The following is a 24,076-nucleotide window of genomic DNA, read 5'->3' as shown; positions in this document are numbered from 1 at the left end:
GGGTGGTGAGGTCCGTCCGGAGTCCGCGTGGAGGTCCGCTTGAGTGCCGCACCGTCCCGGATCCCGCCCGGCCTGCGCGCCGGGCGGGCCGCGCTGGCCGTCAGCTTCCTGCTCCAGGGCACCGCCTTCGCCCTGCTGGTCACCTGCATCCCGGAGATCCAGCACCGGTACGGGCTGGGCGACGGGCTGCTGCCGGTCTTCCTGGCCGCGGTGCCGGTCCTGGCCGGGGTCGGTTCGATCGCCTCCGAGCGGCTGGTGAGGCGCACCGGCGCGCGGGCCGTGCTGCGGGTGGTCCAGCCCGCCGTCTGCCTCGGCCTGGCGGCCGTCGGCATGGGCGGCACACTGTGGCAACTCGCCCTGTCGCTGGGGGCGTTCGGGCTGCTGGTGGGGGCACTGGACGCCAGTATGAACATGCTCGGGGTGGGGCTCCAGCACCGCTACGGCCGCTCGATCATGATCGGCTTCCACGCCGCGTTCAGCCTCGGCGCGATCCTCGGCGCTGCCCTGGCGGGCCTCGGCTCGCACTACGGCCTCGGGCTGCCGGTGCTGTTCGGCACGGCCGCCGCGGTGATCGCCCCGCTCGCCCTGCTGGCCGGCACCTTCCCCCGGCCCCCGGCCGGGGGCATCCCGACCGCCGGTCCGGCCGAACCCGGCGACGCCGTCCGGGAGGCGGCCGAGGCGGCGGCCCGGCCCGTCCCCTGGCGTCCGCTGCTGCCGCTCTGCCTGGCGATGGCCTTCGCGTACATCGCGGACGCCTCGGTCTCCAACTACAGCGTCAAGTACCTCACCGACGGGCTGGGCAGCCGGGAGGACGTCGCCAAGCTCTCCTACCTGGGCTACATGGTCGCGATGCTGCTCGGCCGCGCGCTGGGCGACCGCGCGGTGCAGCGCTTCGGCGCCGTCCCGGTGGTCCGCGCCGGTGCCGCGCTGGCCGCGCTCGGCTTCGGGGCGGCCGCGGTGGCGCCCGCCGCCTGGGCGGGCATCGCCGGCTTCACCGTGCTGGGCTTCGGCATCTGCGCGATCATCCCGCAGGTGTTCGCGGCCGGCGGCCGGCTCTTCCCGGCCGACTCGGACGCCGCGGTGGCCCGGCTCAACCTCTTCAACTACGTGGGGTTCCTGGTCGGTTCGCCGCTGGTCGGGGCGATCGCGGACGCGAGCTCGTACCGCTGGGCGCTGCTCGCCCCGATGCTGCTGGTGCTCGCCGTGCTGCCGCTGGCCCACCGCTTCGCCCCGGCTCCGGCCACGGTCCCGGCACCGGCCGAGGCCCCCGCCGTCGGGTGACGGCGGGGGCGGTCGACGGGGCGCGGGGTCAGGGTCAGCTGATCACGGTCTGGAGCTCGGGCACCCCGTAGGTCCAGCCCTGGTCCTTGGCCGTGGTGGTGCCGCCCACCTGGCCGAACTCGTAGTAGACGTACGGTGCCCAGTTCAGCGTGTACGGCGCGGTGCCCCACGACGGGGTGTCGGTGATCTTGACGGTGAGCGTGACGCTCTTCGTCGCCCCCGGCGCGATCGGCGCGTTGAAGTGGAAGTTGGCGCTGTTCCCGTTGAACGCGCAGTCGGAGGTGTCACCGGTGCAGCCGGTGATGGTGAACGCTCCGGCCTGCGAGTTGGCCGGCCAGGTCGGCTGGACGGCCTCGTAGGCGAAGTAGATGGGGCTGTCCTCGGAGTTGGTGAGGGACAGCGTCAGGGTCAACTGGTCTCCCGCCTTCGCCGTCGGCTTGTCGACCGCGAAGGCGGTGCCGCTGACCGCGGCGGAGGCCGGCTGGGCGGCGAAGAACACGCCAAATCCCAGTATTGCAGCGAGAATTACCCCAAGGCGTTGCACGCTGAATGGCTTCATGGCGGAGAGGATATGGAGTCGCGGGGCGTTTGTCTGCACCGCCTCGACACCCGTCTCCACAGCTGCCCCACAACCTCGTGGCCCCGTCGCGCACCGGTTGACCGACCGTTCCCGGGAGCGCCGCCCCGGCCCGCCCTGGCGGCCGCCCGGCCGCCGCCACCCGCTACGGTGGAGGCCATGCCCGAAGCCGAGCGTGACACCCCCTGCGGTCTGCACCTCTTCTGGGACGAGGCCGTCACCGCCTACGACTTCGGCCCCGGCCACCCGATGGACCCGGACCGGCTGGCCCTCACCATGCGCCTGGTCGAGTCGCTCGGGCTGAGCACCGGGCCCGGGGTGACCGTCCGCTCCGCGCCGCCCGCCGGGGACTCCACCCTCCGACTGGTGCACACCCGGGAGTACGTCGAGGCCGTCCGGAGCGCGGCCGCCCACCCCGAGCGCTCCGACCCGCTGCACGGCCTCGGCACCGACGACACCTGGTCCTTCCCGGCCATCCACTCGGCCTCCGCGCTGATCGCCGGCCAGTCCGTGGCCGCCGCCGAGGCGGTCTGGCGCGGCGAGACCCCGCACGCCGTCAACTTCACCGGCGGACTGCACCACGCGATGCCCGGCAAGGCCTCCGGCTTCTGCGTCTACAACGACCCGGCGCTGGCCATCGCCCGGCTGCTCGAACTCGGCGCCGAGCGGATCGCCTACGTCGACGTGGACGTCCACCACGGCGACGGCGTCCAGGCGGCGTTCTGGAACGACCCCCGGGTGCTCACCGTCTCGCTGCACGAGCACCCCGCGACGCTCTTCCCGCAGACCGGCTGGTCGATCGAGACCGGCGGCGAGGACGCCCCCGGCTCCGCCGCCAACCTGCCGCTGCCCGCGGGCACCGGCGACTCCGGCTGGCTGCGCGCCTTCCACGCCCTGGTGCCCGAACTGCTCGACGCGTTCCGGCCACAGGTCCTGGTCACCCAGCACGGCGCCGACACCCACCTGGAGGACCCGCTCGCCCACTTCGCCGTCACCGTGGACGCCCAGCGGCTGATCGCCGAGGCGCTGCACGACCTCGCCCACCGGTACACCGGCGGCCGCTGGCTGGCCACCGGCGGGGGCGGCTACGCGGTGGTCGACGTCGTCCCGCGCACCTGGACCCACCTGGTCGCCACCGCCGCCGGCCGGCCCGTCGACCCGGCCACCGAGACCCCCGAGTCCTGGCGCGCCGAGGTCTACCGCCGCACCCGCCGCCCGGCCCCGCTGCGGATGACCGACGGCGCCCGCCCGGCCTGGCGCGACTTCGAATCGGGTTACGATCCGGCCGACCGGCTCGATCAGGCCATCCTCGCCACCCGCCGGGCGGTGTTCCCCCAGCACGGACTGCTGGCCTGAATCCGCCGCCCGGCCCCGCCCCGCCGGGGCCGTGCGTACGCCGGGCGGTGCCATCCGCCGATCGGCTACGTACTGCAACAGTCCTATCTCTCACCGTACGAGGACTGCACTTCCCCTCTTCCCACTGGTACCACCCATAACTACTCTGGGGATACACGTGTGCCGGTGGAGTCACCGGAGGGGAAGCCGGTGCCTTGCACACGGGTAAGGGTCGGGTGATGGTCATGAGTTCCGTCGAGCGCCCCCTTCAGGAAGTCGTCTTCCTGACCGTGGCGGAGGTCGCCGCGGTCATGCGGGTGTCCAAGATGACGGTGTACCGCCTGGTGCACAGCGGAGAGCTGCCGGCCATCCGGGTCGGACGGTCCTTCCGGGTGCCCCAGCAGGCGGTGCACGAGTACCTCAAGGAGTCCTACGTGCGGCTTGAGAGCGCGTAGCGGCGGCGCGCGGGTGCGGGGTCCACACCGGTGGGCCCCACACCCGTTCGCCGGGGATTTCCCCCGAGTTCTCCGGCTGCCGGGGGCGCGATTTACAGCCCCGGGCAACCGGAAGGTAGGCTAGGCCCTCACGTCAGTCGTATGGACTCCGTCTCTCACGGGCGAGAGTCTCAGTGAGCGAGGGTTGTTCCGTGGGCTCTGTCATCAAGAAGCGTCGCAAGCGTATGGCCAAGAAGAAGCACCGCAAGCTTCTGAAGCGCACGAGGGTCCAGCGTCGCAACAAGAAGTAACGCCTGAGCCTGCGTCTCAGCCCCCGCGTTCGCGGGGGTCGGCCGCGGACTCGCGCACAGCGGCGCAGGAAGAACTCGTAGGCCCCGCCCTCGCGGGGTTTCGGCGTTCCACCGCCCGCCCAGGCCCGTCGCGGCCTGGGCGGGCGGTGTCGTTTCACGGCCCGGCGGGGCGGCGCGGTACGGTGCACGCAGGCCGCTCGGGTCGAGGGAATGGGGTGCAGCACCGTGGGTGTGGTCGTGCTCGTCACCGGCGTGGCCCGCCATCTCGGTGCCCGGTTCGTCGCCGAGGTCCGCCGCCGGCCGGGCGTGGACCTGGTGGTCGGCGTGGACGTGCAGCCGCCCCGGCTGCCGCCCGAGGAGCCGGCCGGACCGGCCGCCCCGTACCGCTTCCACCAGCTCGACCTGCGCCGTCCGGCGCTCTCCCGGGTGCTCGCCGAGCACCAGGTGGACACCGTCGTGCACCTCAGCGTCAGCGCCACCGGCCTGGGCTCCACCAACCGCTCCGCGGTGAAGGAGTCCAACGTGATCGGCACCATGCAGCTGCTCGGCGCCTGCCAGAAGGCCCCCGCGGTGCGCCGGCTGGTGGTGAAGTCCACCACCGGCGTGTACGGCTCCGCGCCCCGCGACCCGGCGGTGTTCAGCGAGCGGATGCAGCCCAAGGACCCGCCCGGCGGCGGCTTCGCCAAGGACGCGGCGGAGGTCGAGGGCTACGTGCGCGGCTTCGCCCGGCGCCGCCCGGACGTCGCGGTGACGGTGCTGCGCTTCGCCAACATCGTCGGCCCGCACGCGGACACCCCGCTCAGCGAGTACTTCGCGCTGCCGGTGCTGCCGACCGTCCTCGGCTACGACCCGCGGCTGCAGTTCGTGCACGAGGACGACGCCGTCGCGGTGCTCTGCCGGGCCGCCGACGAGCCCGTGCCGGGCACCGTCAACACCGGGACCTTCAACGTGGCGGGGGAGGGCGTCCTGCTGCTCTCCCAGTGCGCCCGCCGGCTCGGCCGGCCGACCCTGCCGCTGCTGCTGCCCGCGGTCAGCTGGATGGCCGTGCTGGCCCGGCAGACCCGGCTGGTGGACGTCTCGCCCGAGCAGCTGCGGCTGCTCACCCACGGCCGGGTGGTGGACACCGCGCGGCTGCGCGAGACCTTCGGCTACCGCCCGGTGTTCAGCACCCCGGAGGCCTTCGCCGACTTCGCCGCCGCCGAGGGCCCGGGTCTGCTGCCGCCCGAGCGGCTGGCCGCCGTCACCGACCGGCTGACCGCCCTGCTCGGCCCGGAGGGCGCCGCACCCGCCGGGCCGCCCGCCGGACCTGACGCCGGGCCGCCCGCCGGGCCGGGCACCGTACCGAACCGCCCCCGCCGACCGAGGAGCTGAACCCGCGATGAGTGCCGCAGCCGAGAACGCGCCGGGCGAGGCCAAGGTCATCCCGATCGAGTCCGCCCCCAGCTGGACCTCGCCCGAGGGGCCGAAACTGGCCGACCGGCTCGCCGAGGCCGTCGGCGGGGCGCTGTCCGGGCCGCTCGGCCCGGCCGCCACCCGGCTGTTCGGCAAGGGCTGGGAGGGCCGCGCCGCCGAGGGCCTGGCCTTCCTGCGCCGCCGGGTCACCGGCGACTACGAGGTGGACGAGTTCGGCTTCGACCGGGAGCTCACCGAGGAGGTGCTGCTCTCGCTGCTGCGCCCGCTGGCCGAGAAGTACTTCCGGATCGACGTCCAGGGCGTGGAGAACATCCCGGCCGAGGGCGGTGCGCTGGTCGTCGCCAACCACTCCGGGACGATCCCGCTGGACGCCCTGATGACCCAGGTGGTCATCCACGACCACCACCCCGCCCGGCGGCACCTGCGGATGCTCGCCGCCGACCTGGTCTTCGTCCTGCCCGGCGTCAACGAGCTGGCCCGCAAGGCCGGCCACACGCTGGCCTGCAACGAGGACGCCCAGGCCCTGCTGGAGCGCGGGGAGGTGGTCGGGGTCTGGCCGGAGGGCTTCAAGGGGATCGGCAAGCCGTTCTCCGAGCGCTACAAGCTCCAGCGCTTCGGCCGCGGCGGCTTCGTCTCCTCGGCGCTGCGGGCGGGGGTGCCGATCGTGCCCTGCTCGATCGTCGGGGCCGAGGAGACCTACCCGATGATCGGCAACGTGAAGACGCTGGCCCGGCTGCTGGGCCTGCCGTACGTTCCGGTCACCCCGACCTTCCCCTGGCTGGGCCCGCTCGGGATGCTGCCGCTGCCGACCAAGTGGACGATCCGCTTCGGCGAGCCGATCGCCACCGACAGCTACCCGGCGGAGGCGGCGGACGACCCGATGCTGGTGTTCGACCTGGCCGACGAGGTGCGCGAGACCATCCAGCACACCCTCTACCAGCTGCTGGTGCAGCGGCGTTCGGTGTTCTTCTGACGGTGCGCCTCCTGACGGCGCGTTCCCGAGCGCGGTGTCCTGCCGGGCGCCGTGCTCCTCGCCGTGCCCCGGGTACAGCGGGCGCCCCCGGGCACAGCGAGGGCCCGGCGGATATCGCACTCCGCCGGGCCCTCGCGGTCCTCGGGGTCAGCCGCCCAGGATGCGCAGCCCGGGCAGCAGGTCCGGGAGCAGCGGGGGCACCTCGACGCCCTGCGGCTGGGCCGCGTCGGGGGCGCTGGGCGCGGCCGACTGGGGGGCCTGCGGCGGGGCCGCGTCGGCGCTCGGCGAGGGCTTGGTGCCGGTGAGCCCGTTGGTGAGGCCGCCGACCAGGCCGTTGACGGCGTCCGGGGCGCTGCTGGGCAGGGCGTCCGGCAGGACGCCGCCCTTGCCGGAGGCGCCGGAGCCGGGGTTGGCCGGGGCGTGCTCGGTGGCACCCGGGTGGTTGCCGGCGGCGCCGGAGCCCGGGGCCTGGCCGGTGCCGGCGGTGGTGCCGGATCCGGCCGCGGGGGCGCCGGCGGAGGGGCCGCCGGTCGAGACGGACGAGCCGCCGACCGCTCCGGAGCCGGCCGTGCCACCGCTCTGGGCGGGGGGCAGGACCAGGCGCAGGGGCGCGACGTCCTCGCTTATGTCGTCGAAGAGCCGGTTCACCAGGTCGGCCTGCCGGGTGAGCTGGACGGGCAGCCTGCCCTGCAGCTCGCTCCACCGGCCGTCCTCGTCGTGGGCGAAGCCGGCCAGTGCCCGCATCGGGTCGAGCGAGCCGTTGCTGCGGTAGACCGACCGCAGCAGCTCGCGGCCCTTGAGGGCGTCGGCGTGCATGTCGTCCAGGGCGCGGCGGACCTGGTCGACGGTGGCCGGGCTGAGGGCGCCGGCCGGGCCGGTGCGGCCGACCAGGGTCTTCGCCTCGCCGAGCCGGGTGGCCGCGTTGTCCAGCAGCAGTTCGCCGCGTTCCGAGTCGGACCCCGCGAAGTCGAGCCGGAGCCCCTCCAGTCCGCGTTTGAGGCCGTACAGGCCGTCCCCGGGGACGGCGTTGGAGCTGGCCGCGGCGGCGCCGGCCAGGCTGCCGACGGCGAGCCCGGCGACCAGTCCGCCGATCGCGAACCGGCGGCTCCAACGGCCGCGCGGCGCCGTCCGGATCGCCCGATGGCGGCGCTGACGGGGCACCTGGGCGCCCGTCCCGCCGGCGAAGGCCTGCTCGAACGCGGCCGTCAGCTGGGCGCGTTGGACCATGCGGACCTCCCGGTCCAGCGCCGGCCCGGGCAGCGCCCCCAGCGCGTCGGCCAGACCGACCAGTTCGGCCATCGCGACCGGACCGGCGCCGGTGGCGGCGGTGTTGTCCGGTTGGCCGTCGGCCGCAGCGCGTTGCTCCGCCTGGTGGGCCTCCAGCGCCTCGGCGAAGGCCTTCGCCCGCCGGTGCTCCAGCACGTTTGCCGTCACGGGCCACACCTCCCTTCGTCGTTGTCGACACCCCGGCCTGCCGGACGGTTGCCCCGGCTGGCCAAAGCCACTCCATCGGGTGATAGGCCACAATTCGACTTGACCGTGGGCCCGGTGGGGACTTGCACGCTGGCCAACGAGCGGTACGGGCGGTCGGTTACGCACGGCTGATCATCGGACCGTCCGTTCACCCTGACGTGTCGGCCGGGCGCGAACGGTGACGGGCCGCCGGGGCGTATGGCACCGGGGCGTATGCAACCGGCGCCGTCGTCGGCCCGGCTCATCGCGCGTCGGGCGGGAGCAGCCGGGCCAGGGTGCGGACGGCGCGGTACTGGAGGGTCTTGATGGCGCCCTCGTTCTTGCCCATGATCCGGGCCGTCTCGGCCACCGAGAGCCCCTGCAGGAAGCGCAGGGTGACGCACTCCTGCTGCTGGGGGTTGAGCCGGCGCACCGCCTCCAGCAGGGCCGCGTTGGAGAGCGACTCCAGCACCGACTCCTCCGGGCTGCGCTCGCACTCGTTGGAGTCGAGCATCTCGCCGGTGGTGACCTCCAGCCGGAAGCGGCTGGACTTGAAGTGGTCGGCGACCAGGTTGCGGGCGATGGTGACCAGCCAGGCGCCGAAGTCCCGGCCCTGCCAGGTGAAGGTGCCGATCCGGCGCAGAGCGCGCAGGAAGGTCTCGCTGGTGAGGTCCTCGGCGGTGGCCCGGCTGCCGACCCGGTAGTAGATGTAGCGGTAGACGGTGTCCGCGTAGTGGTCGTAGAGCCGGCCGAAGGCCTCGCTCTCGCCGGCCTGGGCCCGCTCGACCAGCTCCATGATCGGGTTGTGCTCGGACTCGTAGCCGGGGCTGGGCGCGGTCCGGGTGCGGCCCCGGCCGGTGCCGGTGCTGCCGGTGCGGCCGCGCGAGCCGGTGCCGGCCGAGCCGGCGGCGGTGGTGCGCAGCGCCGGTCCGAGCGGTTGCGGCTGGCCGAACGATCCTCCGGCCGGCGCGAGTTGGGGGGAGGCGGGGAGCTGGCTGCGGAGCAGCGTGCGCAACAGGTCCAGGCCGGTGGAGATCTGCCGCTCGGCGGTCGGCCGGCCGCGGAGGCCGGTGCGGGGGCGCAGGGGCGCGGACGACGGGCGGGAGGGTGCAGGCGCGTCGTTCCGGACGGGTGGGTACACGGGACTCCCAGAGGCAGAACTGTGGACGGATCACCTCCGCCTGCGCGGAGAGCACTCGCCGAAGCGTCCGTTCGAGCGGGACGCGTCGTGACGTGCATCCAGGAGAGAATAACGCTTTGTGCAATGACAGCTACACCGTGTGGTCGAAGTGGTCGTTTGGGATCCATTTGTTGTGCATATTCGGCTGACACTGACCGGAGCTGTCATCGTTCATCCGGCTCAACGTGATCGAACGGGTGCCCAGGGTGACCAATTCGGCGGCCTGAGGGGCGGTTTCCCAGCCTTGGGGCCCGGCAACCCCTGACTTTCCCGGCCTGGCGAACGATCAGAACCGGTCACTGGGCGACAAGTTCGCACAGATGGCCCGGACTTCCGTGCGGAGCGGGGGAGTTCGCCCGTAAGAGGGGCCAGGTCAGAGGCCTTGTTGACGCGGACTCACCCTTCGGGGCGAGCCCGCCCGGACGGCCTCCGGACGGCCTCCGGGCGCCCTTCGGAGCCGTCCGACCGCCCGGCGCGGGAGGTTCAGGCGCGGCGGCGGCGCCGGTTCAGCGCCACTCCGGCCGCCGCCGCGCCGGCCAGCACGCCGACCGCGGCCGCCGCCGGCAGCCCCACCCGGGCCGCCTTGCGCCCGGTCCGGAAGTCCCGCACCCGCCAGCCCTGGGCCCGGGCGTGGCGCCGCAGCGCGCCGTCCGGGTTCACCACGTACGGGTGGCCGACCAGCGAGAGCATCGGGATGTCGTTGGCCGAGTCGCTGTAGGCGGCGCAGCGGTCGAGGTCGAGGCGCTCGCGCCGGGCCAGCGCGCGGACGGCGGCGGCCTTGGCCGGGCCGTGCAGCAGGTCGCCGACCAGCCGGCCGGTGTACCGGCCGTCCCGGGCCTCGGCGACGGTGCCCAGCGCGCCGGTCATGCCGAGCCGCCGGGCGATGATCCGGGCCACCTCCAGCGGGGCGGCGGTGACCAGCCAGACCCGCTGGCCGGCGTCCAGGTGCATCTGGACCAGGGCGCGGGTGCCCGGCCAGATCTTGTCCGCCACCACGATCTCGAAGATCTCCTCGCAGATCGCCTCCAGGTCGGCGGTGGGCTTTCCGGCCACGATGCCGAGGGCGGACTGCTTGGCGTCCGAGATGTGCTCCGGGTCCTCGGCGCCGTGCAGCCGGAACCAGGCCTGCTGCCAGGCGAAGCGGGCGATGTCGCGGCGGGTGAGGAAGCCGCGGCGGTAGAGGCCGACGCCGAGGTAGAAGATCGCGGCGCCGCGCAGGATGGTGTTGTCGCAGTCGAAGAAGGCGGCGGCGCGGGGGTCGTCCGGGTCCGGGGTGTGGTTCTCGGCCGGGGCCTTGGGGGCCTTGCCGGGCCTGGCCGCGGCCGGTGCGTCCGCGGCCGGTGCGTCGGCGGCCGGGGCGTCCTCGGCGGCGTCCTCCGGCTCGGCGGCGGGGACCGGCCCGGGCTCGGCCCGCAGCGCGGCCTCGGCGGCCTCGGCCGCGGCTTCGCCGGCCAGGGCGCTCCGCTCGCTGCTGGAACGCCTTGCCTGGGTGAGCCTTCTGAGCACGGCCATGTCATCGAGGATAGCCAGCCGGGTGCGCGGCGACCGTGACGGAGCCGTGCCCGCGGGGTGAACAGCTCCACCGGGTGCCGGGGGCCCGGGGCGGGCGGGTGCGATGGCGGAGAATGGGGCGGTGAGCCCACTGCTGCGACGTAAGAGCCCCAAGCCCGCGGACCGGACCGTGACCCTGGTCGGCAAGCCCGGCTGCCACCTGTGCGACGAGGCCCGCGAGGTGATCCTCCGGGTGACGGGCGACCTGGGGGCGTCCTTCGAGGAGCGGGACATCACCCAGGACGAGGAGCTGTACCGCCGCTACTGGGAGCAGATCCCGGTCACCCTGGTCGACGGCCGCCAGCACGACTTCTGGCGGGTCGACGAGCGCCGGCTGCGCACCGCCCTCGGCGGCTGAGCCGGTCCTGACCGGGTGTCCGGCCGTGCGCCGCCCCCCGCCGATCGGCGGGGGCGGTTCGCCGAATCGTTGCCAAAGACACTCCGTTCCGGCTTGGGGCGGTGCGGGTTGGTCGGCTTACGATCGAACGCGTTTGCGCCCATGGGGGGCTGAGCACACGAGGAGTGCGCCATGCTTCCCGGCCCGACCCCCGCGACGCCCCGAGCCCCGGAGGGGACCGGCGGCTTCGCCGTGGTGGACGTGGAGGCGACCGGCCGCAGTCCGTGGCGGCACCGGGTGGTCGAGGTCGCGGTGGTGCTGCTGGACGAGCGGCTCCGCCCCGAGGGGGAGTTCGCCACCCTGCTGGATCCGCTGGGCCCGGTCGGCCCGACCCACGTGCACCGGATACGCCAGTGCGACGTCGAGGGCGCCCCGCGCTTCCGCGAGATCGCCCCGCGGCTGCTGGAGCTGCTGGCCGGCCGGGTGCTGGTCGGTCACCACGTCAGCTGCGACCACGCCTTCCTGGACCGCGAGTTCGCCCGGATCGGGGTGCCGCTGCCCCCGGTCCCGCTGCTGTGCACGATGCGGCTGGCCCGCGCCCACCTGCCGGAGGCCCGCGGCCACGGCCTGGCGGCCTGCGTGGAGGCGGCGGGCCTGGGCTGGTACCCGGCGCACACCGCGCTGGGCGACGCCCGGGTGACCGCCGAGCTGCTGCGGCACTGCCTGGACGCCCCGTCCTGCCCGCCGGACGACTGGACCGGCCCGCTGCGGGAGGCCGCCCGGGTGCCCTGGCCCCGGCTGGGCCGGGCCCGCTCCCGCCCGTCCGGCGCCGCCGTCCCGCTGCTGCGCCGGGAGGCTCCGTACGGCCCCTGGCTGCCCGGTTCCCAGGCCCCGGAGGTGGTACTGACCCCGTCCGGTGCTATGGGTTCGACGGCGTGATGCGCATCACTGTGCCGGGACAAAACGGACACCATCTTTGTGCACACGTTCACAAACGCATAGCCTGGCTGTCAAAGCCCAGCTTCACCCACAGGAGCACCGTGGCAATCGGCCGATCACCACAGAGCAGTTCGCAGACGCCCGACCAGGGCGCCACGCGCCGACCCTCGCGTGCCCGGGGCATCCCGGAGGCGACGGTCGCCCGCCTGCCCCTCTATCTGCGGGCCCTCACCGCGCTCTCCGAGCGCTCGGTGCCGACCGTCTCCTCCGAGGAGCTGGCCGCCGCGGCCGGCGTGAACTCGGCCAAGCTGCGCAAGGACTTCTCCTACCTCGGTTCGTACGGCACCCGCGGTGTCGGCTACGACGTCGAGTACCTCGTCTACCAGATCTCCCGCGAGCTCGGCCTGACCCAGGACTGGCCGGTCGTCATCGTCGGGATCGGGAACCTCGGCCACGCGCTCGCCAACTACGGCGGGTTCGCCTCCCGCGGCTTCCGGGTCGCCGCCCTGTTGGACGCCGACCCCAACGTGGTCGGTTCCACCGCGGCCGGACTGCCGGTGCGGCACATGGACGAGCTGGAGTCGATCGTCGAGAGCCAGCACGTCTCCATCGGTGTGATCACCACCCCGCCCGGCGCCGCCCAGCAGGTGTGCGACCGGCTGGTCGAGGCCGGCGTCACCAGCATCCTGAACTTCGCCCCGACCGTGCTGACCGTCCCGGACGGCGTGGACGTGCGCAAGGTGGACCTCTCCATCGAGCTCCAGATCCTGGCCTTCCACGAGCAGCGCAAGGCCGGCGAGGAGCCGGACGACCGCGCCGAGTCGGTGCTGGACCGCGCCCCCGGTCCGGTCCGGGCGGCCGCCGCCAAGCTGCGCCGCGCGGCCGGCGGCACCGGCAAGGGCCGGGGCGCCGTCGAGTCGGCGGCCAAGGACCAGGCCGAGCAGGCCAAGGGAAAGTCCGCCAAGGGCGGCGACGGGGATCTCTCCGCGGTGATGCCCGCATGAACACCGAGAGCTGTGGGGGGCGGGCATGAGCCTTCTCGTCGTAGGGCTGAGCCATCGCACGGCCCCGGTCGGGGTGCTGGAACGCGCGGCGCTGACCGGTGACGTGCCGACCCGGCTGCTGCACGACGCGGCCGCCACCGCCACCGTCGGCGAGGCCGCGCTGCTGAACACCTGCAACCGGATCGAGCTGTACGCGGACGTGGACAAGTTCCACGCCGGCGTCGCCGAGCTGTCGCTGCTGCTGGCCCACCACAGCGGGGTGGACCTGGAGGAACTGACCTCCCACCTGTACGTCCACTACGAGGACCGCGCCGTCCACCACCTCTTCTCGGTGGCCTGCGGCCTGGACTCGATGGTCGTCGGCGAGGGCCAGATCCTCGGCCAGCTGCGCGACGCGCTGGCCAAGGCCCAGGAGGAGCACACCGCCGGGCGCGGCCTGAACGAGCTGTTCCAGCAGGCGCTGCGGGTCGGCAAGCGGGCGCACAGCGAGACCGGCATCGACAAGGCCGGCCAGTCGCTGGTCACCTTCGGCCTGGAGCAGGTCGCGGCGGGCGCGGGCGAGATCGCCGGCAAGCGCGCGCTGGTGGTCGGGGCCGGCTCGATGAGCTCGCTGGCCGCCGCCACCCTGGTCCGCTCCGGCGTGACCGACCTGCTGATCGCCAACCGGACCCCGGCCCGCGCCGAGCGGCTGGTCGAGATCCTCGGCCCGGACGTGGCCCGGGTCCTGGACCTCGGCAAGGTGCCGGAGGCGCTCGCCGAGGTGGACCTGGTGATCTCCTGCACCGGCGCGGCCGGCGTGGTGGTCAAGGCCGAGGACGTGGCCGCCGCGGTCGCCTCCCGCCGGTCCGCCGAGCCGCTCGCCCTGCTCGACCTGGCCATGCCGCGCGACGTCGACCACGCCGTGCACGAGCTGCCCGGCGCCCTGCTGGTCGACCTGGAGAGCCTCTCCCACGCGCACGCCGCCAGCCCCGGCGCCGGCGACGTCGACCAGGTCACCCGGATCGTCTCCGACGAGGTGACCGCCTTCGGCGCCGCCCAGCGGGCCGCCCGGATCGCGCCGACCGTGGTCGCGCTGCGCTCGATGGCCTCCGACGTGGTCGCCGCCGAGCTCGGCCGGCTGGAGTCCCGGCTGCCGGACCTGGACGAGCGCTCGCGCGCCGAGATCACCCAGACCGTCCGCCGCGTCGTCGACAAGCTGCTGCACGCCCCGACCGTCCGGGTGAAGCAGCTGGCCGCCGAGCCCGGCGGCGCCTCCTACGCGGAGGCACTGCGCGAACTGTTCGACCTCGACCCGGCGGCCGTGCACGCCGTGTCGGGCACGCCCGTCGGCGGCGCGCCCCAGCCCTCGGCCGGGGGCCCCAGATGAACCGTCAGCCATCCCACGAGTACCACCGGGACGATCACCTCATGAATGGTCAACCGATCACGGAGCAGCCCGCGGCCACCACGGCCCTGCGGCTCGGCACCCGGCGCAGCGCCCTCGCCATGGCGCAGTCGGGCATGGTGGCCCGCGAGGTGACCAGGGTCACCGGGCGCCCCGTCGAGCTGGTCGAGATCACCACCTACGGAGACACCTCCCGGGAGTCGCTGGCGCAGATCGGCGGCACCGGGGTGTTCGTCTCCGCGCTGCGCGACGCGCTGCTGGAGGGCCGGATCGACTTCGCCGTGCACTCGCTCAAGGACCTGCCCACCGCCGCCCCCGCGGGCCTGGCGCTGGCCGCCGTCCCCGAGCGCGAGGACGTCCGGGACGCCCTGGTCGCGGTCGAGGGCCTGGGCCTGGAGGAGCTGGTGGAGAAGCTGGCCGGGGCCGGCCGGCCGGCCCGGATCGGCACCGGCTCGCCCCGCCGGATGGCGCAGCTGAACGCCTGGGCCACCGCCCGCGGCGCCCAGCTGGAGACCGTCGCGATCCGCGGCAACGTGGACACCCGGATCGGCTTCGTGACCGGCGGCGAGCTGGACGCGGTGGTGCTGGCGACGGCCGGCCTGAACCGGCTCGGCCGCAGCGCCGAGATATCCGAGCACCTCGGCACCGAGGTGATGGTCCCGGCCCCCGGCCAGGGCGCGCTCGCGATCGAGTGCACCAGCGCCGACACGGACCTGACCGCCGCGCTCGCGGCCCTGGACCACGCCCCCACCCGGGTCGCCGTGGCCGCCGAGCGCGCCCTGCTGGCCACCCTGGAGGCCGGCTGCTCGGCGCCGGTGGCCGCGCTGGCCACCTGGGGCCGGGAGAACGAACTGCGGCTGGACGGCGTGGTCGGCGACCCCGACGGAACCGCCCTGCTGAAGATGTCCGCCAACGGTCCGATCGTCCTCGACGAGTCCGCCGAGCAGCAGGCGGCGGCCCTCGGCCGCGCGCTGGCTGACCGGCTGCTCGCCGGGGGCGCGGCCACCCTGATGGGGGAGCGAGCCCGATGAGCCCCACCACCGCCACCGACGCCCTGTTCCCGGCGGGACAGCCCGCCACCGGACGGTGCACCTTCCTGGGCGCGGGCCCCGGGGACCCGGGCCTGCTGACCCTGCGCGCGGTCGAGGTGCTGTCCACCGCCGACGTGCTGGTCACCGACCCGCTGACCGCCGCCGCCGTGCGCAGCCACTGCCCGGCCGGCGTGCAGGTGCACGCCCCGGCCGCCGAGGGCGCCGACTTCGACCTGGCCAAGCTGGTCGCCGAGGCCGTCCGCTCCGGCAAGCACGTGGTCCGCACCGTCGACGGCGACCCCGGGCTGGACGGCTGCGCCGCCGAGGAGATGCTCCGCTGCGCGGGCGACGGGATCCCGTTCGAGGTGATCCCGGGCGTCGCCCAGTCGGTCGGCGTCCCGGCGTACGCGGGCGTCCCGCTGCGGGCCGGCTCCGGCACCGACGTGCGGTTCGTGGACGGCGCCGCGCTGCTGGCCGGCGGCCCGGTGGACCTGGGCGTGCCGGAGACCACCCTGGTGGTCCGCACCACGCTGGGCCAGCTGCCCGCCACCGCCGCCGCGCTGGTCGCCGGCGGCCGCAAGCCGGAGTCGGCGCTGAGCGCCACGCTCTCCGGCACCACCACCCGCCAGCGGACCTTCACCTCCACCCTGTCCGGCATCGCGGCCGACCTGAAGGCCGCCCGGGTGCTGCCGTCGCCGGTCTCCGCGCCGGTCGACCCGGCCACCTCGGTGATAGCCGTGGTCGGCGAGCAGGTCGCCCACCGGGCCTCGCACTCGTGGTTCGAGACCAAGCCGCTGTTCGGCTGGAACGTCCTCGTGCCGCGCACCAAGGAGCAGGCCACCGGCCTGTCCGAGCAGCTGCGCTCGTACGGCGCGGTGCCGCAGGAGGTGCCGACCATCGCGGTCGAGCCGCCGCGCACCCCGCAGCAGATGGAGCGGGCCATCAAGGGCCTGGTCACCGGCCGCTACGAGTGGATCGCCTTCACCTCGGTGAACGCGGTGCGCGCCGTCCGGGAGAAGTTCGAGGAGTACGGCCTGGACGCCCGCGCGTTCGCCGGGATCAAGGTCGCGGCGGTCGGCGAGACCACCGCGCAGGCCCTGGTGGACTTCGGCGTGAAGCCGGACCTGGTGCCCTCCGGCGAGCAGTCCGCGGCCGGGCTGCTGGAGGACTGGCCGCCGTACGACCCGGTCTTCGACCCGATCGACCGGGTGCTGCTGCCGCGCGCCGACATCGCCACCGAGACCCTGGTGGCCGGCCTGGTCGAGCTGGGCTGGGAGGTCGACGACGTGACGGCGTACCGGACGGTGCGCGCCTCGCCGCCGCCGGCCGAGACCCGCGAGGCGATCAAGGGCGGCGGCTTCGACGCGGTGCTGTTCACCTCGTCCTCGACCGTCCGGAACCTGGTCGGCATCGCGGGCAAGCCGCACAACGTGACGGTCATCGCCTGCATCGGCCCGGCCACCGCCAAGACCGCCGAGGAGCACGGCCTGCGGGTCGACGTGATGGCCCCGGCGCCGTCGGCGGCCGCGCTGGCCCAGGCGCTGGCAGACTTCGGGGCCAAGCGCCGCGACACCGCGACGGCCGCCGGCGAGCCGGTCTACCGGCCCAGCGAGCGCCGTCCCGGCTCGCGCCGCAAGGCCCGCTGACACCCCTCACGGCCGGGGGCGGCCGACCGTCGCCCCCGGCACTGCACAACCGTTCGGAGAGAGAAGCCGTGACCGCTGAATTCCCGTACGTACGCCCCCGCCGGCTGCGGCAGAGCCCGGCGATGCGCCGCCTGGTGGCCGAGACCCGGCTGCACCCGGCGGAGCTGATCCTGCCGCTGTTCGTCCGCGAGGGCGTCAGCGAGCCCGTCCCGGTGACGTCGATGCCGGGCGTGGTCCAGCACACCCGGGACACCCTGCGCAAGGCCGCGGTGGAGGCGGCCGAGGCGGGCCTGGGCGGCCTCATGCTGTTCGGCGTCCCGCAGGTGCAGGACGCCGTCGGCAGCGAGGGCACCAACCCGGACGGCATCCTCCAGCAGGCGATCCGGGACGTGGTCTCCGAGGTCGGCGACTCCCTGGTGGTCATGTCGGACCTCTGCCTGGACGAGTACACCGACCACGGCCACTGCGGCGTGCTGGCCGCCGACGGCAGCGTCGACAACGACGCCACCCTGGAGCGCTACGCCGAGATGGCCCGGGTGCAGGCCGACGCCGGCGTCCACCTGGTCGGCCCGTCCGGCATGATGGACGGCCAGATCGGCGTGGTCCGGCGGGCGCTGGACGAGGCCGGGCACCAGGACGTGGGCATCCTCGCCTACACCGCCAAGTACGCCTCGGCCTTCTACGGCCCGTTCCGCGAGGCCGTCGGCTCCTCGCTCAAGGGCGACCGCAAGACCTACCAGCAGGACCCGGCCAACGCCCGGGAGTCGCTGCGCGAGCTGGCGCAGGACCTCGCCGAGGGCGCGGACATGGTGATGGTGAAGCCCGCCATGGCCTACCTGGACATCCTGCGCCAGGTCGCCGACGCCTCCTCGGTGCCGGTCTCCGCGTACCAGGTGTCCGGCGAGTACGCGATGGTCGAGGCGGCCGCCGCGAACGGCTGGATCGACCGGGAGCGGATGATCATGGAGACGCTCACCTCCATCCGCCGCGCGGGCGCCGAGCAGATCCTCACCTACTGGGCCCTGGAAGCCGCCGCGATGCTCGAGTAGCGGGCGCCGCACGGCGGAAGGCCGGGCCGGTCCCCCAGGGGAGCGGCCCGGCCTTCCGGGTTCCTGCTAGATGCCCACGCCCCCGGCGTGCGCGAAGCCCGCGCCGCCGCCGACCAGGTCGGTGGAGGTCGCGGCGCCGCCGCCGAAGCCACCGGCGGCGACGTCGCCGGCGTGGGCGACGCCGAAGCCCCCGCCGGCCAGGAACGGCTCGTCGGCCGAGGCGACGAACTCGCCGCCGCCGATCAGGCCGACGTGGGCGAAGGCCGGGGTGGCGCCACCCGCGAGCGCCAGCGCGGCGACGGCGGTCAGCGCGGCCTTGGCCAGCTTGTTCTTCATGGAACTGCCCTCTCTCTGGGAGCGCCCCCGCGGGCGCTCTGACACGTGATCACATCCGGCGGCCCGGTCCGGCACCCCACGCGCCGGGCCGGGCCGCCGCTCACCCGTCCGGACCGCGCCGCGGTCCGGACGGACACTCTCGTCCGCGAAGCCCGGAGGGCCCGGGGAGGTGTTCCTCCCCGGGCCCTCCGTCCGTGCCAGGCCCCTCGATCAGCCGATCAGGTGCGAGATGCCCGCGTCGCCGGTGGACTGGGTGTTCTGGCCGACGTTGCAGATCTGCTTCGGCTGGTTGTTCAGGACCGGAACCTCGACCGGCACCGCGACGCCGATGACGGCGACGGCGATGTTGTGGATCTCCGGCAGGCAGATGTTCGGGTTGTCCAGAACGTGGCTGTTCGGGCTGCCGTTGCCGGTGGTGCCGGTGTGGTTGGTGCCGCCGTTGCCCTGGACGGAGGTGGCGGCGCCGTCCGAGTCGACGATGGCGGAGGCCGAGCCCGCGGACATCGCGAGGGCGGCGGCGGCCAGGCCGGCGGCGGCGAGGGTCTTCTTGATCATTTCCGGTTTTCCTCTCGGGGTGAATCGGGGAGCGATTCGAAGGTGGATCGAACGGTGGTGCAGGACGAACGGAGCGGCGACCGATCAGCCGATCAGGTGGGACACGCCGCCGTCGCCCTGGCTCTGGGTGCCCTGGCCGACGGTGCAGTACTGCCTGCCGCCGTTGTTGGCGATCGGGACCTCGACCGGGACGGCCACGCCGAGCACGCCGACGGCGATGTTGTGGATCTCCGGCAGGCAGATGTTCGGGTTGTCCAGGAAGTGGAAGTTCGGGCTGTTGTTCCCGACCGTGCCCGTGAAGTTGGTGCCGCCGTTGCCTTCGATGGAGGCGGCGGCGCCGTCCGCGTCACCGATGGCGGAGGCGGGCGCGGCGGCACCGGCCAGCGCGGCGACGGCCAGGCCGGCGGCGGCGAAGGACTTCTGGATCATGGCGAGATCCCTCTCTGAAATGCTCTTTGGATTCCGTGCGTACAACGCTGAGAACGCTCAGACCCGGTCTGCAGTCACTGACGTCCAGATCAAAGAACGACGGCACGGAAGGTTACGGGGATTTTTGAAAAGAGTCCCGCAGACACGGCGGCGAAGGGATTCCGATCGGATTATTAGCCCGAATCGGTTAACCGCCGCATTCCGTGGTCCCGGTCACTCGTTGAGCAGACTGCTTTCCGGCTGCGGCCCCCGCAGCCCTTCCCCCGTGATCCAGTTCGGACAGCAGAACGGTGAATAGCATGAAGTTCTCCAAGCGGGCCGGCGCGATGCTGCTGGCGGTCGGTGCCGGCGTGCTCGCCTCCCAGGGGTCGGCCTCCGCCGCCGCCCCGACCGGTCTCGATCAGGTCGGCGCACTGGAGGACGCGCTGGCCACCCAGCAGGTCCCGGCGGACATCCCGCTCGCCCCGCTGGGCAGCCGCCTCACGGCCGGCATCCCGACCTCGCTGGTGATGCCGCCGGTGCCCGGCCGGACCACCAGCTCCGACGGCGCGCTGCTCCCGGAGCAGATCCTCCCGCAGCTGGCCACCGGCAAGGTCGGCCCGAGCGCCAAGGCCGACCTGCCGCTCCCGCTGGTCGACCGGAGCGCCGACCTCGGCGAGGTGCTGCTGGACGCCCCGGCCGCGCCGCTGAACGCCCGGACCCCCGGGCTCACCCTCGGCAAGCCGCTCGCGCTCGCCCAGGACGGCGCCGGCCAGCTCGCCGGCGGCCGGCTGAAGGTGGACGAGATCGACCCGCACCTGGTCACCGGCGCGGTGCAGGTGATCCCCGGGGCGAAGGCCAGCCTCGGCGGCGATGACAGCCGGCTCTCCCTGACCGACACGGCGGGCGCCCTGGCCGACACCGCCACCACGACGACCACCACCGTGGTGGGGCAGACCGGCCTGACCGACCTCACCCGGCTCTGAGGCCCGTCCGGCGCGAGAGCCCGGCACCCGCGCGGCGGGATGCCGGGCTCTCGCGCTCCCGGGCGCTCAGCCCGGCAGCAGGCCGGTCAGCCCGCCGACCACCGGGAGGTCCTTGACGCCGCCGCCGGCGCTCAGCGGGCCGGTCAGCGTCCCGGTGCCGACCGCGGGCAGGCCCTGGTCCGGCTGGAGGGCCGCGCCGTTGTTGAGGAAGTCGGCCGAGGAGTTCGCCCACGGGTCCAGCCGCAGGCTCTTGATCGGCGCGATGCCGTAGCCGAGGCCGGTGGTCGTCCCGCCCAGCGCCTGGCCGAGGTCGGTCTTGGTGAGCGTGGCCGGGCCGGCCGGGGCCTCGCCCGGGGCGGTGGCGGCCTGCGCCGAACCGGCGCCGAGCAGCACCGCGGCACCCACGGCGGCGGCCAGGCCGGCCGCGCTCTTCTTGGAAAGCATCGTGATCACCCTTCGGAGGATCGGGGGTCCCGGACGGCTGTCCGGATACGCCGAACTGCCCCCCGGCCGACTGGTCGGGGGGCAGGACGGCCGGATCGCGTGCCGATCGGGGATCAGCAGTCGTCGTCTTCGTGCTGCGGCGGGGCCTCCACGTTGGCGCAGGTGTTGCCGAACGCCGGGTTCAGCAGGCCGACGATGTTGATCGTGTTGCCGCACAGGTTGATCGGGATGTGGATCGGCACCTGGAGCTGGTTGCCGGAGACGACACCGGGGGAGTTGGCGGCCACGCCCTCGGCGCCCGCGCTGGCGGCGGCGGAGCCCGCCGCGCCCAGCACCAGGCCGGCAGCGGCGGCGGACAGGACGGCGGCCTTCTTCATGTTCTGCATGGGGGTTGATCTCCTCGATCACACACGGGTTGAGCGTGCCGCCCCGGCGTCGCGGGGCGTGGCACGGGCTCGGTGAACCAGCTGTCGCCGGTGCGGCGACCGCGGGTTCAGCCGGCGTTGACGCAGGTGTTGCCGAACGCCGGGTTCAGCAGGGCGATGATGTCGATGGTGTTGCCGCACAGGTTGATCGGGATGTGGATCGGCACCTGGATCTGGTTGCCGGAGAGCACGCCCGGGGAGCCGGCGGCGACACCCTCGGCGCCGGCGCTGGCGAACGCGCCACCGGCGGCACCGAGCACCAGGCCGCTGGCGGCCAGCGACAGGGCGGCGGCCTTCTTGAAGTTACGCATGTCATTCCTCCGATTTCTGCCCGACGGAAGCGAGATGTCGGGAAGCCGGGCGAGCACGAATACTCACCCGATGACTTCAGGGATTGCCGTGATTGTCACTCGGTCGGCGCACATCGGCGTGTTCCGCCCATGGCTCGGGCGCGACCGCGGCAGCCGGGTCACGGCGCCTTTCGAAGCGATTCCCGCACGGCCGGGAAAAGCCTGACGAAGGCGTGACCGGGTGGAATTCCGGTCGGTGTTCCGGCACGGGTTGCCGGACACCGGGTACGGGAGGCCCGCTGCGTGGGGGCCGTGGAGACCGGGTTCCGTCAGGGAGAACGAGGCACCGCGCGCGGGGAAACGGTCCGACCCTCCGATCACCCGAATGCCCGGTCTCCCGGCGCCGTTGCGCCGGACGGGTGACAGTGCGGGGACCGTCGCAACCGGGCCGGTGGGGTCTCGTTCTAGATGTCGCACTCCCCGTGCACATCTGTCGAACAGTCAGGAGGCTCACATGAGCATCAAGAAGACCGCCGCCGTCGGCGCGGCCGTGGTGGGCATCGTGGCCACCGGTGCCGGCACCGCGATGGCCAGCTCCGGCGCCCAGGGCGTTGCCGCCGGTTCCCCCGGTGTCATCTCGGGCAACCAGATCCAGATCCCGGTGCACGTGCCGGTCAACGTGTGCGGCAACACCATCGACATCATCGGTCTGCTGAACCCGGCGTTCGGCAACAAGTGCCTCAACGCGGGCTGAGTCCGCACCCCCGGTTCGGCCGGTGAGAGCCGCCGTTCCGCGCTTCCCTCCTGGGGCGCGGGGCGGCGGCTCTCCGCTGTGCCCGGAATGCGCCGGACCGTCAGTTCTCCAGGTGTCACGAGCCTTGTTGTGTTACTTGTCAGTTCCTAGAATGCGAGACCTGCTCACCTTTCCTGCTCCTCTCTTGCTCCGCGCCGCTCGGCGGCCCCGCCAGGGCGGTCCACCCACCCCGCAAGGAGTCGCGTGTGATCAGGTCCCCTCTGTCGGCGGCGCGGCGGACGCGTACGGGTGCGCCCCGGTGCGCCGCACTGCTCGCCACCGGAGCCCTCCTCGCCACCCTGGGCCTGGCCGGCGCCCCCGCCGCGCTGGCCGACCCCGCCCCGGCCGCGCCCGCGGCCGCCCGTCCGGCCGCGATCGTCGCCCTCGGCGACAGCGCCATCTCCGGGGAGGGCGCCGGCACCGACACCAACGACGGCTACTTCCCGGAGACGGACAGCCCCACCAACTACTGCCACCGCCACCCCAAGTCGGAGATCTTCGTCACCGACATCCCCGGGGTCACCCCGATCGACCTCGCCTGCTCCGGCGCCCAGACCGGCGACCTGGTCAGCGATCCGGAACTGGCGAAGATCACCGGCCCCGGCAGCGGCGACTTCGGCGAGCCCAAGCAGGACGTCAAACTGGCCGACACGGCGGCGAAGTACGACGTCAAGATGGTCGTCGTCACCATCGGCGCCAACGACGACTTCGACTTCAGCGGCATCATGATGCACTGCCTCGCGCAGTACTTCCCGATCCCCAAGGACCAGGGCTGCCGGGACACCATCGGCAGCGACGAGATCCGCCGGCGGGCCAAGGGCGTCCAGCCCAAGGTGGTCGCGGCGCTCCAGAACATCCGCCAGACCATGCGCAGGGCCGGCTACGCCGACTCCTCGTACCAGCTGGTCTACCAGTCGTACTTCAACCCGATCACCCCGGACATCCGGCGCAACGACTACCTCGGCAAGGTCGCCGACGGCTGCCCGGCGTTCCCCGAGGACCTCGCCTGGGGCCACAACTGGGTGGTGCCGACCCTCAGCGACGCGCTGCGCGGCGCGGCCGAGCAGGTGCCCGGCGTCCGGTACCTGGACCAGCGGCGGGTCGCCTTCGGGCACGAGGTCTGCGCGGAGTGGACGAGCTCCCCGTACGAGTACACCAACGGGGACGTCATCAACCTCGCCGAGTGGGTGCGCAACGGCTGCGACTCGCAGATCGGCATCCCGGGGCTGTGCATGAACATGGTCCGCCAGTCGTACCACCTGCGGGTGGCCGGCTACCGCGGCGAGGGCGTCTGCCTCGGCCAGTTCTACGCCCGGCCCGAGCTGGCGCAGGCGTACTGCACGCTCAACCAGCAGAACACCACCTCGATCCAGCCGCTCTCTCCCGGACAGCCGTTCGGCGACGTCCCCGAGGACGGCTCCTGGTACCAGCTGACCAACGCGGCCGGCGGCAACGTGCTCGACCTCGCCGGCGGCGGCAGCTACGGCGACTCCACCAACGGCCGGCCCGCGATCACCTATCCGGCCGGTGGCGGCCTCAACCAGTCCTTCGTCCTGGAGGCCAAGGCCGGCGGCAGCTACGAGCTCGACTTCAGCGGCAACCGGGACATGTGCCTGGACGCCGACGCGGCCTCCACCGCCCCCGGCACCCGGATCCAGCAGTGGCGCTGCAACGGCGGCGGCAACCAGCACTGGGTGTTCAAGCCGGCCGGCGGCGGCCGCTACAAGATCGCCGACTCCCAGGACCAGACCAAGGTCCTGGCCGCCGGCAGCACCCTCGACGCCAAGGGCAACCCGTACGTCGAACTCGCCGCCGACACCGGCGCCGCCAACCAGCTCTGGCAGCTCACCAAGCTGGGCATCGTCTACGTCCACGGCTGATCCACCCCGCACCACCCCGGGCCGTCGCCGCCCGACCGGGCGGCGACGGCCGCGTCCCCGGG

26 protein-coding genes are annotated in these 24,076 nt (G+C 73.8%); 16 read left to right on the top strand and 10 right to left on the bottom strand.

The features are described 5' to 3' along the window. Positions 1-39 precede the first annotated feature (39 nt). Positions 40-1,281, top strand: a complete 1,242-nt coding sequence (locus ACZ5GH_RS16140; protein WP_464334549.1) for an MFS transporter — start codon at positions 40-42, stop codon at positions 1,279-1,281. A gap of 34 nt (positions 1,282-1,315) precedes the next feature. Here ACZ5GH_RS16140 and ACZ5GH_RS16135 read toward each other — a convergent pair whose 3' ends face one another. Beyond that, complete coding sequence (locus tag ACZ5GH_RS16135; RefSeq protein WP_387752955.1) at positions 1,316-1,780, bottom strand: hypothetical protein; 465 nt, start codon at positions 1,778-1,780, stop codon at positions 1,316-1,318. 237 nt (positions 1,781-2,017) lie between these two features. Between ACZ5GH_RS16135 and ACZ5GH_RS16130 the strand changes: the two genes are divergently transcribed. The 5 genes from ACZ5GH_RS16130 (at position 2,018) to ACZ5GH_RS16110 (ending at position 6,324) form a co-directional block, all read left to right on the top strand. Further along, complete coding sequence (locus ACZ5GH_RS16130; protein ID WP_387752958.1) at positions 2,018-3,214, top strand: acetoin utilization protein AcuC; 1,197 nt, start codon at positions 2,018-2,020, stop codon at positions 3,212-3,214. A 224-nt stretch (positions 3,215-3,438) separates the two neighbouring features. Continuing rightward, on the top strand, positions 3,439-3,648 hold the full coding sequence (locus tag ACZ5GH_RS16125; RefSeq protein ID WP_045699258.1) for a helix-turn-helix domain-containing protein: 210 nt from the start codon (positions 3,439-3,441) through the stop codon (positions 3,646-3,648). A gap of 173 nt (positions 3,649-3,821) precedes the next feature. Beyond that, entirely contained in the window at positions 3,822-3,938 is a 117-nt protein-coding gene (locus ACZ5GH_RS16120) for a 30S ribosomal protein bS22 (protein WP_425311139.1), read from the top strand. A 225-nt stretch (positions 3,939-4,163) separates the two neighbouring features. Next, on the top strand, positions 4,164-5,309 hold the full coding sequence (locus ACZ5GH_RS16115) for an NAD-dependent epimerase/dehydratase family protein (RefSeq protein WP_387752960.1): 1,146 nt from the start codon (positions 4,164-4,166) through the stop codon (positions 5,307-5,309). Positions 5,310-5,316: 7 nt separating this feature from the next. Next, positions 5,317-6,324 (top strand): lysophospholipid acyltransferase family protein, encoded by a 1,008-nt coding sequence (locus tag ACZ5GH_RS16110; protein WP_387752963.1) that lies wholly within the window; start codon positions 5,317-5,319, stop codon positions 6,322-6,324. 147 nt (positions 6,325-6,471) lie between these two features. Here ACZ5GH_RS16110 and ACZ5GH_RS16105 read toward each other — a convergent pair whose 3' ends face one another. From ACZ5GH_RS16105 to ACZ5GH_RS16095, 3 genes are all read right to left on the bottom strand, one after another. Continuing rightward, positions 6,472-7,758 (bottom strand): DUF5667 domain-containing protein, encoded by a 1,287-nt coding sequence (locus ACZ5GH_RS16105; protein WP_387752965.1) that lies wholly within the window; start codon positions 7,756-7,758, stop codon positions 6,472-6,474. Between the two features lie 280 nt (positions 7,759-8,038). Beyond that, entirely contained in the window at positions 8,039-8,860 is an 822-nt protein-coding gene (locus ACZ5GH_RS16100; protein WP_387753204.1) for an ECF subfamily RNA polymerase sigma factor, BldN family, read from the bottom strand. A 579-nt stretch (positions 8,861-9,439) separates the two neighbouring features. Next, positions 9,440-10,468 carry an HAD family hydrolase gene (locus tag ACZ5GH_RS16095; RefSeq protein WP_387752968.1) on the bottom strand — a complete coding sequence of 343 codons (1,029 nt, stop codon included), beginning with the start codon at positions 10,466-10,468 and terminating at the stop codon, positions 9,440-9,442. A 103-nt stretch (positions 10,469-10,571) separates the two neighbouring features. Between ACZ5GH_RS16095 and ACZ5GH_RS16090 the strand changes: the two genes are divergently transcribed. From ACZ5GH_RS16090 to hemB, 7 genes are all read left to right on the top strand, one after another. Beyond that, entirely contained in the window at positions 10,572-10,865 is a 294-nt protein-coding gene (locus ACZ5GH_RS16090; RefSeq protein WP_387752971.1) for a glutaredoxin family protein, read from the top strand. A gap of 171 nt (positions 10,866-11,036) precedes the next feature. Next, complete coding sequence (locus tag ACZ5GH_RS16085) at positions 11,037-11,783, top strand: 3'-5' exonuclease (RefSeq protein ID WP_387752973.1); 747 nt, start codon at positions 11,037-11,039, stop codon at positions 11,781-11,783. 101 nt (positions 11,784-11,884) lie between these two features. After that, on the top strand, positions 11,885-12,787 hold the full coding sequence (locus ACZ5GH_RS16080; RefSeq protein WP_464334548.1) for a redox-sensing transcriptional repressor Rex: 903 nt from the start codon (positions 11,885-11,887) through the stop codon (positions 12,785-12,787). 25 nt (positions 12,788-12,812) lie between these two features. After that, positions 12,813-14,153, top strand: a complete 1,341-nt coding sequence (locus ACZ5GH_RS16075; RefSeq protein WP_464334547.1) for a glutamyl-tRNA reductase — start codon at positions 12,813-12,815, stop codon at positions 14,151-14,153. A gap of 41 nt (positions 14,154-14,194) precedes the next feature. Further along, positions 14,195-15,202: a hydroxymethylbilane synthase gene (hemC, locus tag ACZ5GH_RS16070; RefSeq protein WP_464334546.1), complete on the top strand. Its 1,008-nt coding sequence runs from the start codon at positions 14,195-14,197 to the stop codon at positions 15,200-15,202. Further along, the gene (locus ACZ5GH_RS16065) at positions 15,199-16,848 is read left to right on the top strand and encodes a bifunctional uroporphyrinogen-III C-methyltransferase/uroporphyrinogen-III synthase (RefSeq protein WP_387752985.1); all 1,650 of its coding nucleotides are present in this window, start codon (positions 15,199-15,201) and stop codon (positions 16,846-16,848) included. Before hemC ends, ACZ5GH_RS16065 begins: the two co-directional genes overlap by 4 nt. Positions 16,849-16,916: 68 nt before the next feature. Continuing rightward, entirely contained in the window at positions 16,917-17,897 is a 981-nt protein-coding gene (gene hemB, locus ACZ5GH_RS16060) for a porphobilinogen synthase (RefSeq protein WP_464334545.1), read from the top strand. A gap of 66 nt (positions 17,898-17,963) precedes the next feature. On the opposite strand, the gene ACZ5GH_RS16055 is transcribed toward hemB, so the two are convergent. From ACZ5GH_RS16055 to ACZ5GH_RS16045, 3 genes are all read right to left on the bottom strand, one after another. Beyond that, complete coding sequence (locus ACZ5GH_RS16055) at positions 17,964-18,233, bottom strand: hypothetical protein (RefSeq protein WP_464334544.1); 270 nt, start codon at positions 18,231-18,233, stop codon at positions 17,964-17,966. Positions 18,234-18,443: 210 nt separating this feature from the next. Continuing rightward, positions 18,444-18,788 (bottom strand): rodlet layer protein, encoded by a 345-nt coding sequence (locus tag ACZ5GH_RS16050; protein WP_387752993.1) that lies wholly within the window; start codon positions 18,786-18,788, stop codon positions 18,444-18,446. Positions 18,789-18,872: 84 nt separating this feature from the next. Then, positions 18,873-19,217: a rodlet layer protein gene (locus tag ACZ5GH_RS16045; RefSeq protein WP_359902775.1), complete on the bottom strand. Its 345-nt coding sequence runs from the start codon at positions 19,215-19,217 to the stop codon at positions 18,873-18,875. A 299-nt stretch (positions 19,218-19,516) separates the two neighbouring features. Between ACZ5GH_RS16045 and ACZ5GH_RS16040 the strand changes: the two genes are divergently transcribed. Further along, on the top strand, positions 19,517-20,182 hold the full coding sequence (locus ACZ5GH_RS16040) for a hypothetical protein (RefSeq protein ID WP_387752996.1): 666 nt from the start codon (positions 19,517-19,519) through the stop codon (positions 20,180-20,182). Between the two features lie 66 nt (positions 20,183-20,248). Here ACZ5GH_RS16040 and ACZ5GH_RS16035 read toward each other — a convergent pair whose 3' ends face one another. The 3 genes from ACZ5GH_RS16035 to ACZ5GH_RS16025 all read right to left on the bottom strand — a co-directional run bounded on the left by ACZ5GH_RS16035 (position 20,249) and on the right by ACZ5GH_RS16025 (position 21,362). Beyond that, a complete protein-coding gene (locus ACZ5GH_RS16035) occupies positions 20,249-20,626 on the bottom strand; it encodes a hypothetical protein (RefSeq protein ID WP_387753207.1) in 378 nt (125 codons plus the stop codon). Between the two features lie 113 nt (positions 20,627-20,739). Then, positions 20,740-21,012 (bottom strand): chaplin, encoded by a 273-nt coding sequence (locus ACZ5GH_RS16030; protein WP_387752998.1) that lies wholly within the window; start codon positions 21,010-21,012, stop codon positions 20,740-20,742. Between the two features lie 107 nt (positions 21,013-21,119). Continuing rightward, positions 21,120-21,362: a chaplin gene (locus ACZ5GH_RS16025; RefSeq protein WP_387753000.1), complete on the bottom strand. Its 243-nt coding sequence runs from the start codon at positions 21,360-21,362 to the stop codon at positions 21,120-21,122. A 493-nt stretch (positions 21,363-21,855) separates the two neighbouring features. Between ACZ5GH_RS16025 and ACZ5GH_RS16020 the strand changes: the two genes are divergently transcribed. Further along, entirely contained in the window at positions 21,856-22,095 is a 240-nt protein-coding gene (locus tag ACZ5GH_RS16020) for a chaplin (protein ID WP_464334543.1), read from the top strand. 245 nt (positions 22,096-22,340) lie between these two features. Further along, on the top strand, positions 22,341-24,014 hold the full coding sequence (locus tag ACZ5GH_RS16015; RefSeq protein WP_464334542.1) for an RICIN domain-containing protein: 1,674 nt from the start codon (positions 22,341-22,343) through the stop codon (positions 24,012-24,014). Positions 24,015-24,076: the final 62 nt, after the last annotated feature.

The organism is Kitasatospora sp. Xyl93 (assembly GCF_055383135.1).
Note: the sequence above shows the minus strand (reverse complement) of the source record. Positions and strands in the feature narration are given on the sequence as shown.